The sequence below is a fragment of the Streptomyces barringtoniae genome (assembly GCF_020819595.1).
Taxonomy (GTDB): Bacteria; Actinomycetota; Actinomycetes; order Streptomycetales; family Streptomycetaceae; genus Streptomyces; species Streptomyces barringtoniae.
Window position 1 is genome coordinate 334,930 of the sequence record NZ_JAJHNP010000003.1, and the last position, 13,036, is coordinate 347,965.

Below are 13,036 nucleotides of genomic sequence, written 5' to 3' on the forward strand. Positions count from 1 at the left end.
ATAGATCGTTCTAGTGACAGAATAGGCGGCGACCGCCCTTTGGCAACAGCGGCTTCCCGGAGGTGTCACCGTGAGCGACGGCAAGGCCATCAGCACGCATGAGACCCGGCAGCGCATCGTGAACGCGGGCACCGAGCTGTTCCGGCGCTCGGGTTACACCGGCACCGGGATGAAGCAGATCGCCGAGGCCGCGGAGGCGCCCTTCGGCTCGATCTACCACTTCTTCCCCGGTGGGAAGGCCCAGCTGGGCGAGGAGGTGATCCGCACCTCGGGGGCCGTCTATCTGGGGCTCATCACGGCGCTCATGGAGCCGTACGAGGACCGGGTGGCGGCCACCGCCGACGCCTTCACCGCCGCGGCCGACACCCTCGCCGAGCTGGACTTCGCCGACCCGTGTCCCATCGCGACGGTCGCGATGGAGGTGGCGAGCACCAACGACGCGCTGCGGCGGGCCACTTCGGAGGTCTTCGGCAGCTGGATCGACCACCTCGCCGCCTACTACGCCGAGGGCGGCATCCCCGGGCCCGCCGCCCGGGAGACGGCGAGCTCGGTCATCGCCCTGCTGGAGGGCGCGTTCATGCTGGGCCGGGCCGCGCGCAGCACCGAACCGGTGCGGGCCGCGGGCACGGCGGCCGCGGCGATCGTCCGCGCGGCGCTGGCCGGGGCGTGAGCCGTACGGCCGTCAGGTCCGCGGGTCCGCCCAGTGGAGGTCGCGGAGCAGGGCGATCTCGGCTCCGTGGTGCAGCACTTCCTGGTTGACCCACCACACGATGTCGAGGAAGGGCTCCTCCGCGTCGCTGCCGTACGGATAGGTGCAGTACCCGACCGTGTCCAGCGCCGTGTCGTCGGCGCTCACCAGGGCCTGCCGCCAGTCGGCGACGGCGGTCTTCAACGCCGCGATCGCGCCCGCGGCGTCCCCGCTGACCGGGTGCTTCTCCCTGGTCGCCGAGCGGCTGCCGGTGGTGTGGTCGGCGCGCAGGGACAGCATCTCGGTGAGGTGGCTCAGCCGCCAGGCGAGGGTCGTGACGGGCGGTGGCCAGGGGTGCGGGTACGGTGCGGCGTCCCGCCCCCACGGACCGCCGCCGGCCAGGGACTCCGCCCGCGGCCCCGGCCCGTCGCTACGGCGCCGCACCGTCCAGCAGCCGGGCACCGGTTCCCAGAAGTACTCCTCGTCGGTCAGCGGCTCGACCCTGGTGTCCCCGCCGTCGCCGCTGTCCATGACGGGCCCGGCCAGCCGGCGCAGCAGCCGCTCGCACGCGAAGTCGAACTGATCCAGCAGCGGGACGAGTCGGGGCGGTGCTGTCGTCATCGGACACTCCTGTACGGACGGACCGGGCCGGTGGGGCGGACCTGTGCCGACCGGCCAGCCTGGCACAGACGCCCCGCGGACGCCCGCCCTTTTCCGGCGCACGCCACTCCCCTAGCCGCGGTCCGCGTACCGGTCGGTTGCCGCGACCAGCGCCTGCGCCATACCCGGCGCACCGGCGTTGTGGCCGGTGTCGTCGACGATCACCAACTCGCTGTCCGGCCAGGCCCGCTGGAGTCGCCAGACGATGCCGAGGAGGTTGCCGAAGTCGAGGCTTCCCTGGACGAGGGTGCCGGGGACGCCCTTGAGCAGGTGGGCGTCGCGCAGGATCACGCCTTCGTCGTTGCCCTCGCCGAGGAAGTGGTCGTTGCCCCAGTAGTGCGTGACGGTGCGGGCGAAGCCCATGCGGAAGACGGGGTCCTCGTAGCGGGCGACGGAGCGCGGCGGCGCGGGGATGGTGGCGGTCTCCCAGTCGGTCCAGGCCCGGGCGGCCCGTTCGCGCACCTCTGGATCGGGTGATTCGAGCAGCCGGTTGTAGGCGGCGGCGAGGTTGCCGTCGCGCTCGCCGGCCGGCACCTGGGACCGGAACTCGGCGAAGGCGTCCGGGAAGATCCGCCCGAGCCCGCGGGTCAGCAGCTCCACCTCGGCGTTCGACCCGGTGGCGACGCCCGTGAGCACCAGTTCGGAGACCACGCCCGGGTGGGTCTGCGCGTACCGCAGCGCCAGCACCGACCCCCAGGACACGCCCCACACCAGCCACCGCTCGATGCCCAGATGCCGGCGCAGCAGTTCCAGGTCGGCCATGACATGGGCCGTGGTGTTGACGCTCATGTCGGTGTCGTGGCGGCTCGCGTGCGGTGTGGACCGGCCGCAGCCGCGCTGGTCGAGCAGGACGATCCGGTAGGCGGCCGGGTCGAACAGGCGCCGGGGGTACGGGGTGCACCCGGATCCCGGTCCGCCGTGCAGGACGACGGCGGGCTTGCCGCCGGGGTTGCCGCAGGTCTCCCAGTAGACGCGGTTGCCGTCACCCACGTCGAGCATGCCGTGCTCGTACGGTTCGATCTCCGGATAGAGGGCCATCCGGGCACCGTAGCGGCTCCCCAGCTGCCTGCAACGGCCGATCCGCGACATCCACGCTCACAGCTGCCGCCGTACGCCCGCCTCCCGCTCCGCCTGGTGCAGTTGGTGGCCGAGGTCGCCCTGCAGGGACGTACGGGCGCGGCCCCGGCGGCCCAGCGGGAGGACGATGCGCTGGGCGGTGTCCTCCAGGAGCAGGGCGAAGCCGCCGTACAGGGCGAAGGCGGCCAGGGCCACGCCGGTCCAGCCCGCCGCGGTGCGCAGGACGGCCGCGCCTCCGGCCTCGTACGCGCCGGTCAGGGTGAAACGGCAGGCTCCGATCAGCAGCAGCGCGGCGAACAGCGGCTTGCCGGGGACGGCGGCGGCGCTCAGCACGAGCATCAGCGGGGCGACGCTCAGCAGGAACACCGCCAGCCCGGCACTGGGCCGGCCCGGCGGCCCGGAGAGGGTGACCAGCGCGGTACCCGCCCAGGCGCAGCCCAGCACGGACAGGCCGCGGGCCGCGCCGCTGTCGCGGGCCAGGAAGGCGAACAGACCGGAGAGCAGTTCGAGGGGCACGACGAACACCAGGACCAGCAGCATCACCGGCCGGCTCTGGTCCAGGGGCACCCACTGCAGTTGCACGGCGCTGAGCAGAATGCTGCCGGTGCCGAAGCCGAAGAAGCCCAGCGGAAGGCTGCTGGCCAGCGGCCTGAGCATGATCCTCGTCAGGGTCTCGGGCCGCCGCGGCCCGGCGTCCGTGTCGTACGTCCGCGCTGCTGGTGGCGGCATCCGGATCACCCGTCCCTCGGGCCCGAGCCGTGGTTCTGCATGGTCGTACGACACGGGGTACCCCGTTCTCCGCGGTGTCCTCGGCCTTTCCGCTCCCGCTGATCGCGCCCGGGCCCCGGTGGCGTCTGTTGCAGAAGCGCCCCGGAATTGTCCGTGATCGGTAACAGACGGATCCTGCGCTCAACCCCGGCCGTCCTGACAGGTGCACGGATTACAGGTGCACAACAACACAGGGACACGGCACGAACGGGGCGGGGCATGGCGCGGCACGGTGGGCGGGGTTGGTACGGCCGGATGGTTGCGGCGGCGGTCGGGGTCACCGCGGTGGCGGCCGCCACGTCGGTGTGGACCGCGCAGGCCGGTCAGTCGGGCGGCGGTTCGGCCGGGTCGGGCGACCCGGCCCGGCACGCGGCGCCGAGGACGGTGACCGTGTCATCCGAAATCGCCCATGCCTCGGACGGGGGCGCGCACGCGGTCAACATCACCATCGACGACGGCCCGGACCCGGTCTGGACCCCGCAGGTGCTCCAAGTGCTGCGCGAGAACGGCGTGAAGGCGACGTTCTGCATGATCGGCCCGCTGGCCGAGGCGCACCCGGACCTGGTCCGACAGGTGGTGGCGGCCGGGCACCGCCTGTGCGACCACACCGTGTCGCACGACACCACGATGGACAAGAAGTCCGAGGCCTACCAGTCGCAGCAGATCCTGGAGGCGCAGCGGCAGATCACCCAGGCGTCCGGCGGGGTGCGGCCGATGTACTACCGGGCTCCGGGCGGCGCCTTCACCCCCTACAGCCGGCATCTGGCGGCCTCGCACGGGATGCGTCCGCTCGGCTGGAACGTGGACTCCAAGGACTTCGAACGGCCGGGCACGGGCACCATCGTCGCCACGGTCCAGCGGGAGGTGGCCAACGGGCCGACGATCCTCTTCCACGACGCGGGCGGCGACCGCTCGCAGACGGTGGCCGCGCTGCGCACCCTGCTGCCGTGGCTGAAGCAGCAGGGCTACTCCTTCGGTTTCCCGGTGCGCTGAACGGGCCGCCGGGGAAGGCGGCTTCAGCCGATCCGGTGGCAGAGGTTCTCCAGGGTGCCCACGCTCGGTCCGTGCCGGGCAGCTCGTGGAGCGTCGCGTCGGTTAACCCCAGGGGAAATCTTGGTCATCGGAGTCCTGGGACGACTGTTCGGATCCGCAGGGGTGCCTACCATGAGGCCGCTGCGTATCACGTCGTACCGGAAAGGCTCGCCATGCCGTTGCCTCGCCTCGGCACGCGGTCCGCTCGTCTCCGGACGGCGCCCGCCGTGTTCGTCGTCCTCGCCGTGGCCCTCGCGGGCACACTGCTGGCGTTCTCGCTCGGCGTCCCGCGCCACGGCCGGGCCGCCGGCGCCCCGTCGGCGCACGTCGTCATCGACGTGTCGCAGAGCCACTGCGGCCGCGGCTGGACCCGGCCCGAGCCCGGGGTGCGGACCTTCGACCTGCACAACTCCTCCGACGGCGCCGCCGAGGTCTACCTGGAGGACCCGGCCAGCCAGGCGGTGTACGGCGAGGTGGAGGGCATCGGCCCCGGTACGACGCGGCAGTTGACGGTCCGGCTGGGCCAGGGGACGTACGCCTTCAAGTGCGTGCCCGACGACGCCGACGCCGTCACCGGCCCCACCGTGCACATCACCGGCGGACAGCGCGGCCCCGGCGCCGCACCGGTCTCGGAACACGACCTGATCCCGCCCGCCCTCGCCTACCAGAAGTGGGTCGGCGGCGGACTCGACCAGGTCGTCCGGCTGACGACGAAGCTGAAGGACGCGATCGACCGGGGTGACCTCACCGCCGCGCGGTCGGCCTGGCTGCCGGCGCATCTGGAGTACGAGCGGCTGGGCGCGGCGTACGACGCCTTCGGGGACGCGGACGCGGCGGTCAACGGCACCGACGCCGGACTGCCCGGCGGGGTGCACGACAAGGACTTCGCCGGGTTCCACCGTATCGAGTACGGGCTGTGGCACGGTGAGCCGGCCGACGGGCTGCGCGCCCCGGCGGCGGCGCTGGTGAAGGCGGTGACCGGGCTGCGGGACACCTGGTCGCAGACCCGTATGGACCCCGCCCAGCTGGGGCTGCGCGCGCACGAGATCCTGGAGAACACCGTGCAGTTCGAGCTGACCGGCCGCACCGACTACGGCAGCGGCAGCAACCTCGCCACGGTCCGCGCCAATCTCGACGGCACCCGCGAGGTACTGTCCCGGCTCAGGCCCCTGCTGACGACCCGCTATGCCGGTCTTCCCGAGCTCCGGAAGGAGTTGGACCGCGCCGGGCACACCCTGGACGGGTTCGGCCACGGAGCGTCCTGGACCCCGCTGGACCGTCTCACCCGCGCACAACGGGAGGACGTGAACGCGGTGCTGGGCGGCCTGGTCGAGCGCCTGGCGTCGGTGGCCACCCTGTGCGACCCCCGGAGGACCGTGTGAGCGAGCCCGCAGTCACCGCCGAACCACCCGACGGCCTGGGCCGGCGCGGCTTCCTGCGCGGCGCCGCCCTGGCGGGAGCCGGGCTCGCCACCAGCGCCGCCGCCCCCGCGCAGACACCGGTCGCCGCGACGGCGTCCGTCGCTCCCTTCCACGGCGTCCACCAGGCCTCGGCCATCGCGGCCCCGCGCCGCTGTTGCGTGTTCGCCTCCCTCGACGTGACCGCCGGGAACCGCGCCGAACTCACCGACCTGCTGCGCACGCTCACCGACCGGGCCCGCTTCCTCACCTCGGGCGGTACGCCGTCCCCGGTGGGCATCACCGGCCCGCCCGCCGACTCGGGCGTCCTCGGCGACCGGCTGCCCGCCGGACAACTGGCCGTCACCGTCGGCGTCGGTGCCTCGCTCTTCGACGACCGGTTCGGGCTGTCCGCGCTCAGGCCCCGGCGGCTTACCGCCATGCCTGCCTTCCCCGACGACGACCTGCAGGCCGACTGGTGCCACGGCGACCTCAGCCTCCAACTGCACGCCGACGAACCGGACACCGCCCTGCACGCGCTGCGCGACATCGCCCGGCACACCCGGGGCGCCGCGCAGGTCCGCTGGCGCCTCGACGGCTTCGCCAGCCCGCCCCGGCCCTCCGGCACCCCGCGCAATCTGATGGGGTTCAAGGACGGCACCGCGAACCCGGACGCCACCAGTGCCCGCGAGATGGACCGGCTGGTGTGGGTGGGCCGGGGCATGGGCGAGCCTGACTGGGCGGTCGGCGGCAGCTACCAGGTCGTACGGCTGATCCGGATGCTGGTGGAGTTCTGGGACCGGGTCTCGCTCGGCGAGCAGGAGCGGATGTTCGGCCGCGCCCGCTCCTCCGGCGCGCCCCTGGACGGGGACCACGAGCACGACACGCCGAAGTACGCCGACGATCCCAAGGGCGACGTCATCCCGCTGGACGCGCACATACGGCTCGCCAACCCGCGCACCCCGGCCACCGCCGACCAGCGTCTGCTGCGCCGCGCGTACAACTACGACCGGGGCATGGACGCCAACGGCAACCTCGACATGGGTCTGCTGTTCACCTGCTACCAGCAGGACCTGAAGCGGCAGTTCGAGACGGTGCAGCACCGGCTGGCGGGCGAGCCGCTGACGGACTACATCACCCCGTTCGGCGGCGGCTACTTCTTCGCGGTGCCCGGCGTGCGGGACGCCCAGGACTGGTACGGGCGCGCCCTGTTCGGCTGAACCTGTCCGGACAACTTGGCGGCCGAATGGGTCAATACACAGTCAAGTTTTGCCCTAGCATCCCTGACTCGGTGTTCACCCGCACGCCATCATGGCTCCGCCGACGCGCCCCGCAACGGGCGCAGCATCCGTGCTCGTACGACGCACAGACGTTCTGTCCGGAGGGGTTAACAACCATGGCAAGCAGAGGAAGACGAGCCGCGATGCGGAGCCTGGGGGCGCTCGCGGGGGCCGCGGCGCTCACGGTGCTCGGCAGCAACGCGCCGGGCTGGGCGGCGACGCCCGCCACGGCGCAGGGCGGGCACTCCTCGACCGCGACGCCGATCAAGCACGTCGTCGTGCTCTTCGACGAGAACATCTCCTTCGACCACTACTTCGCCACGTACCCGAAGGCCGCCAACACCGACGGCACGAAGTTCACCGCGTCGAAGAACACCCCGAAGGACATCGACACCCTCGCGCACGCCGGGCTGCTGACGAAGAACCCGAACCAGTACGCGCCGAAGCGGCTGTCCCCGTCCCAGGCGATGACCTGCGACCAGAACCACAACTACGGTGCCGAGCAGCTTGCCTACAACGGCGGCAAGGCCGACCAGTTCGTGCAGAACACCGAGGTCGACAAGTGCAGCGGCGGCCTGTTCGGCGAGCCGGGCCTGGTCATGGACTACTACGACGGCAACACCGTCACCGCGCTGTGGAACTACGCCCAGCACTACTCCCTGTCCGACCGCAGCTTCAGCTCGGTCTACGGTCCCTCCACGCCCGGCGCCCTGAACCTGATCTCCGGTCAGACGCACGGTGTCATCTCCATGGACCCGTCCAGCGGCACGGAGAACCCGAAGCAGACGCCGACGCCCGACGCGTACACGGTGAAGTCCCCCGACGCCAAGGGCGTGGGCACGGTCATCAACGACCCCGACCCGGCCTACGACGACTGCTCCGACAAGGACCACACCAGCACCAACGCGCTGGCCTCGATGCAGGGCAAGAACATCGGTGACCTGCTCAACGCCAGGAAGGTGAGCTGGGGCTGGTTCCAGGGCGGCTTCCGCCCGTCGACCGCGTGGAACGGCACGTCCGGCTCGTACGCCAAGTGCGACACCACGCACACCAACCTGGGCGGGGCCGCCGTGGCGGACTACAGCCCGCACCACAACCCGTTCTCGTACTACAAGTCGACGGCGAACCCGCACCACCTCGCGCCGAAGAGCGTCTCGGAGATCGGCCACAACGGTCAGGCCAACCACAACTACGACCTGACCGACTTCTCCGCCGCGCTGAAGGCGGGCAAGCTGCCGGCCGTCAGCTACGTCAAGGCCGGTGAGTACCAGGACGGCCACGCCGGCTACTCGGACCCGACCGACGAGCAGCACTTCCTGGTGAACCAGATCAACGCGATCCAGAGCTCGCCGCAGTGGAAGTCCACCGCGATCGTGGTCGCCTACGACGACTCCGACGGCTGGTACGACCACGCCTACGTCGCCCCGAAGAACGGCTCGACGGACACCTCGCCCGGCTCCAACGGCAAGGCCACCGACAGCCCGGCCTGCCAGAACGGCCCGAAGGCGTCCGGCGGTTACGCCGACCGCTGCGGCCCCGGCACCCGCCAGCCGCTGCTCGTCATCTCGCCGTACAGCAAGGTCAACAAGGTCGACCACACCCTGACGAACCAGGCGTCCATCACCCGGTTCATCGAGGACAACTGGTGCACCGGCCGCATCGGCGACCACTCCTTCGACGCCACGGCCGCCTCCCTCGCGGGCATGTTCGACTTCCGGCACCCGAACAACAAGCAGGTGCTGCTGAACTCCGACGGCTCGGTCAAGCACGTCGGCCCGATCCAGCACGTCGCCCCGGTGTCCACGAGCATCACCCCGGGCCCGGCCATGCAGAACACGGCCGCCGCGACGGACGCCTCCGGCTTCCCGGCCCTTCCGGTCGGCCTCGGCGTGGGCGCCCTGCTGGCCGCGGGTGCGACCGGCACGTACCTGACGCTGCGCCGCAGGCAGCAGGCCTGATCCCGCAGCAGCGCACACAGCCACGCGCCCCCGGTCGGTGACCGGGGGCGCGTTCGCGTCCGATGGAGCCGTGCGGCGCGCCACGGAATGAAACGGGTGGCCGGCTCCCCTGCCGTGATGTTGAGATGGCGCGGTGCAGGGTGAGTTTTCGATCGTCGTGGACCGCAGCGAACACCAGTACGCGCCGACTCCGTGGGAGCAGGAGTCGTGGCGGGTCTCGGCCCTCGCCTGGGTGGCGGAGCAGCTCGCCTCCCACGGCCTGCGGGCGGGCGGTGAGTTGCGTGTCCGGCTGCGCCCGTGGTCCGTGCTGGTGCGGGTGCCCGTCGAGGGGCGGGAGGCGGTCTGGTTCAAGGCGAACCCGCCGGCCAGCGCCTTCGAGGGCCCGTTGACCGCCGCGCTGGCCCGCTGGGCGCCGGAGCATGTGCTCCGGCCGCTGGCCGTCGACGCCGAGCGTGCATGGGTGTTGCTGCCCGACGGAGGAGAGCTCTTCCGCGACGTGCTCGCCCGGGAGCCGGTCGAGCCGCGGACCTGGGAGGAGCTGCTGCGCCAGTACGCGAGCCTGCAGCGGACCCTCGCTCCGCACGCGCGCGAGATCGAGCGGCTCGGGGTGCCCGCCACCCGGACCCCCGATCTGCCGGGGGCGTTCGACCAGTTGCTCACGAGGAGCACCGCGCTGCTCCCGGAGGCACGCGAACGGCTGGATCGGCTGCGGCCCCGCCTCACGGACTGGTGCGCAGAACTCGCCTCCTTCGGCGTCGAGGACACCCTCGACCACGCTGACCTGCACGACGGCCAGCTGTTCCGTCCGGCGCCGGGCCGGTTCACCTTCTTCGACTGGGGCGACGCGGTGGTCTCCCACCCGTTCTGCAGCCTGCGGATCCCCGCCGAGAAGGCGCGCGCACGGTACGGGCCGCAGGTCCTGGCCCGGCTGCTCGACGCCTACCTGGAGCCCTGGACGGGCGCCGGCCGCACGCCCGCGGACCTGCACCGCGCGGCACACCTCGCCTGGCGCCTGAGCGTCCTGAGCCGCGCCGCGTCCTGGGGCCGCACGTTTCCCGACGCGTCGGGCAGCGGCCCGGGCGCCGAACGGAGCTCCGCGTCCCTGCTGGAGATCCTCAACGACCCGCCGTTCTAGGCCGGTTGGGCCGTCGGCGTGGTTCCGAAGGCGTCGGTCACCACGGGACGGCGGTGGCGACCGGGCGTTCCAGGTGCCAAGCACCGGGGGCCGGCCGCTTGCCGGTGCGCCGACGCGTCGTAGCCGCTTCTCCCCCCTTCGGTCCGCGCGCCACCCGATCCGTGCGCCGTACTCGGCCGCACTCGCCGCCCCCTCACCGCGCGGCGGACACTGGGCCGTATGACCCGCACTCGTACGCCCGCCGCTCCCCCGCCCGGCCGCCGTACCGTGCTGGCGGCCCTCGCCGGTGTCGCGCTCGGCGCGGCGGGCTGTTCCGGCCGTACGACCCCGGCCGCGCACCCGTCCCGGAAGGCCACGGCCGGCATCGGGTCGCCGTCGCCCTCTCCCGTGCTGCCGCGCACCACCCCCTGGCGGCCCACTTCGGCCGAGGTCCAGCCGGCCGCGAAGCTGCGCGCCGTGCGGCTGGTGGAGGCGATCGGCGCCTGGGCCGACGGTCACGGCGGCGCGGCGGCGGCACGGGCGAGGGTCGCGGCGCTCGGGCTGCCGGCGTCCCTCGTGGGCCGGGCCGGGCCGCTGCTGCCGACGGCCGACCAGGCGGCGCTGCAGGTCGTGGACGCGCAGTACGGCGGGATCCTGTCCCGGTCGGCCAGCGTGCTGGTGGTGTGCCGGCAGTGGACCCGGCGCGCCGGCACGGTGAGCGCCGGCGGGACGACGGTCGATGTCCGCCTCTCCCGGTCGGGTTCCGGCTGGACGGTCGACGCCCTGCATCCGGCACACCCGGGACCGGCCGCCCGGTCCTTGGCGCCGGACGTCCGGAGCGTGCTGTCCGACGAGCGGATCGTGCTGCCGCCCGCCGCCGTGGCGGACCTGCGCAGCGGTCAGGTGCACACCAGTGTGGCGAAGGCGATGCTCGCGCTGGCGCGGACGTACCGGCTGGAGGTGAGCGTCGTCCGCTCCGGGCATCCGCTGGACGTGTTCGGCACCAGCCGGCCCAGCGACCATCCGCGGGGCCGAGCCTTCGACGTGTGGCGGATCGACGGCCACGCGGTCGTCGATCCGGCGACCTCACGCGGTCTGATCGAGCGGTTCATGCGGGACGCGGCGGCCGCCGGGTCGTACAACGTGGGCGGCCCCGTGCCGCTGTCCGGCGGCGGTGCCGGTCAGTTCTTCAGCGACGCCACCCATCACGACCACGTGCACGTCGGCTTCCGCACCTGACCGCAGCCCGCGGCATCACCCGTTCGGCCGTACCGCCGCCGGCCCGGGCAGGCGCCCTCGCGCGGCCCGCCGGCCGGTGTTCCCGTGACTCCCGCGGGTTGCGCGGGCCGGGCGGGCGTCGGAACCCTGGAGCCGACACACATCCGGGAGGTGCAGTGGCTCCGGCACACGACACCACGCCGTCGGACGGCCTCGGCCGCCGGCGTTTCCTCACCCTGTCCGCGGGCCTCGGCCTCGGCACGGCCGCCGCGTGCACGGCGGCACCGCCGCGCCCGCACTCCACCGCGGCCCCCCACGGCCGGCTGCGGCCCGAGGCGGAGCGGGACGCCCCCGGCACCGCCGACTGGCGCCTGGCCTCCACCGGCCCACCGGACGCGGTGGCCGGTTACCCGGACCGGGTGAGCGTCACCCCGGGCGAGCAGTTCGGGCTGCACGTGTCCACCACGGCCGCCGCGTTCCGGGTGTCCGCGTTCCGGGTCGGCTGGTACGGCGGCCGGCAGGCCCGCCGGATATGGACGTCCGGGCGCATACCCGGCCGCGCCCAGCCGGCGCCGCGCGTGCTGCCCGCCACCCGCACGGTGCGCGCCGACTGGCCGGTGACGTTGCCGGTGGACACCTCGGGCTGGCCGGAGGGCGCCTATCTGCTGCGGCTGGAGGCGGACACCGGCCACCAGCGTCACGTTCCGCTGATCGTCCGGTCCACCGACGGCACGGGCCGTACGGTCCTGCTGCACGCCCCGGCCACCTGGCAGGCGTACAACCGCTGGGGCGGCAGCAGTCTCTACAACGGCGCGTCCGGGGCGTACGCCACCCGCTCGCTCGCGGTGAGCTTCGACCGCCCCTACGACGGCGACGGTGCCGAGAAGTTCCGGGTGTACGAGTGGGCGCTGGTGGTGCTGGCCGAGCGCCTCGGCATACCGCTCGCCTACACCACCGGCGTCGACGTCCACCGCGACCCCGGCGTCCTGCACGGCGCGCACGCCGTCGTCTGCCTGGGGCACGACGAGTACTGGACGCCGGAGCAGCGGGCCCATGTGACCGCCGCCCGGGACGCCGGTACGAACATCGCCTTCCTCGGCGCGAACACCTGCTTCCGCCGGGTCAGGCTGGAGGCCGGGGAGGGCGCGGACGCCCGTACGGTGGTCTGCTACAAGACCGCCTACCGTGCCGACCCGTGCTACGACTCCCACCCCGCGCTGGTCACCACCGACTACCGTCTCCCGCCCGCCGCGGATCCCGAGTCCTCCCTGACCGGCGTGCTCTACGAGGGCTATCCGGTCGACGCCCCCTATGTCGTCCGGGCCGCCGACCACTGGCTGTACGACGGCACAGGCGCACGTTCCGGCGACGCCTTCGCCCATCTCGTCGGCGTGGAGTACGACCGGATCACGCCCGGCGCTCCCGCCCCGGGCGAGCTGGAGATCATCGCGCACTCCCCGCTGGTGTGCGGCGGCCGGGCCAGCCACAGCGACTCGGCGTACTACACGGCTCCCAGTGGCGCCGGCGTGTTCGCGACCGGCACCATGCGCTGGGTGGAGGGCCTGACGGCCGGGACCGGCATGTTCGGGCGTGACCACGGCATGGACGCCCGCACCCGCACCTTCGTCACGCGCACCACGGAGAACCTCCTGCGCACGTTCGCGAAGGGCCCCGCGGCCGGGCACGCCCCGCCGCCGCGCGCCAACGTCCGTACGGTGTACGGCGCCTGACCTCGACCCGCCTGCAGGGAGGCGCGAACCTGTTCAGCCACAACATGCCGTACAGGTTGGTCCGCATGACCCGGACGCGCGCTGGTCCGTCACGGCGCCCCCTGCGTCTGGAGG

11 protein-coding genes are annotated in these 13,036 nt (G+C 73.1%); 8 read left to right on the top strand and 3 right to left on the bottom strand.

All coding sequences use genetic code 11. From position 1 onward, the window contains the following. The first annotated feature begins 70 nt into the window (after positions 1-70). Positions 71-670: a TetR/AcrR family transcriptional regulator gene (locus LMU33_RS06370; protein ID WP_228618106.1), complete on the top strand. Its 600-nt coding sequence runs from the start codon at positions 71-73 to the stop codon at positions 668-670. A 12-nt stretch (positions 671-682) separates the two neighbouring features. Here the strand turns inward: LMU33_RS06370 and LMU33_RS06375 are convergent, their stop codons facing one another. From LMU33_RS06375 to LMU33_RS06385, 3 genes are all read right to left on the bottom strand, one after another. Then, entirely contained in the window at positions 683-1,309 is a 627-nt protein-coding gene (locus LMU33_RS06375) for a DinB family protein (protein WP_228618107.1), read from the bottom strand. Positions 1,310-1,420: 111 nt separating this feature from the next. Continuing rightward, positions 1,421-2,386, bottom strand: coding sequence for a prolyl aminopeptidase (gene pip, locus LMU33_RS06380; protein WP_228618108.1), 966 nt, complete (start codon positions 2,384-2,386; stop codon positions 1,421-1,423). A 57-nt stretch (positions 2,387-2,443) separates the two neighbouring features. Then, positions 2,444-3,154 carry a GPR1/FUN34/YaaH family transporter gene (locus LMU33_RS06385; protein ID WP_228618109.1) on the bottom strand — a complete coding sequence of 237 codons (711 nt, stop codon included), beginning with the start codon at positions 3,152-3,154 and terminating at the stop codon, positions 2,444-2,446. A 258-nt stretch (positions 3,155-3,412) separates the two neighbouring features. Between LMU33_RS06385 and LMU33_RS06390 the strand changes: the two genes are divergently transcribed. The 7 genes from LMU33_RS06390 to LMU33_RS06420 all read left to right on the top strand — a co-directional run bounded on the left by LMU33_RS06390 (position 3,413) and on the right by LMU33_RS06420 (position 12,922). After that, positions 3,413-4,186: a polysaccharide deacetylase family protein gene (locus LMU33_RS06390; protein WP_228618110.1), complete on the top strand. Its 774-nt coding sequence runs from the start codon at positions 3,413-3,415 to the stop codon at positions 4,184-4,186. A 212-nt stretch (positions 4,187-4,398) separates the two neighbouring features. Next, a complete protein-coding gene (locus LMU33_RS06395; protein WP_228618115.1) occupies positions 4,399-5,607 on the top strand; it encodes an EfeM/EfeO family lipoprotein in 1,209 nt (402 codons plus the stop codon). Next, complete coding sequence (gene efeB, locus LMU33_RS06400) at positions 5,604-6,842, top strand: iron uptake transporter deferrochelatase/peroxidase subunit (protein ID WP_228618116.1); 1,239 nt, start codon at positions 5,604-5,606, stop codon at positions 6,840-6,842. The genes LMU33_RS06395 and efeB overlap by 4 nt, the downstream gene beginning before the upstream one ends. 203 nt (positions 6,843-7,045) lie before the next feature. Further along, complete coding sequence (locus tag LMU33_RS06405) at positions 7,046-8,860, top strand: phospholipase C (protein WP_228618117.1); 1,815 nt, start codon at positions 7,046-7,048, stop codon at positions 8,858-8,860. Positions 8,861-8,993: 133 nt separating this feature from the next. Further along, complete coding sequence (locus LMU33_RS06410; RefSeq protein WP_228618119.1) at positions 8,994-9,995, top strand: phosphotransferase; 1,002 nt, start codon at positions 8,994-8,996, stop codon at positions 9,993-9,995. 219 nt (positions 9,996-10,214) lie between these two features. Beyond that, complete coding sequence (locus LMU33_RS06415; RefSeq protein ID WP_228618120.1) at positions 10,215-11,213, top strand: hypothetical protein; 999 nt, start codon at positions 10,215-10,217, stop codon at positions 11,211-11,213. Between the two features lie 155 nt (positions 11,214-11,368). Then, entirely contained in the window at positions 11,369-12,922 is a 1,554-nt protein-coding gene (locus tag LMU33_RS06420) for a N,N-dimethylformamidase beta subunit family domain-containing protein (RefSeq protein ID WP_372477884.1), read from the top strand. Positions 12,923-13,036: the final 114 nt, after the last annotated feature.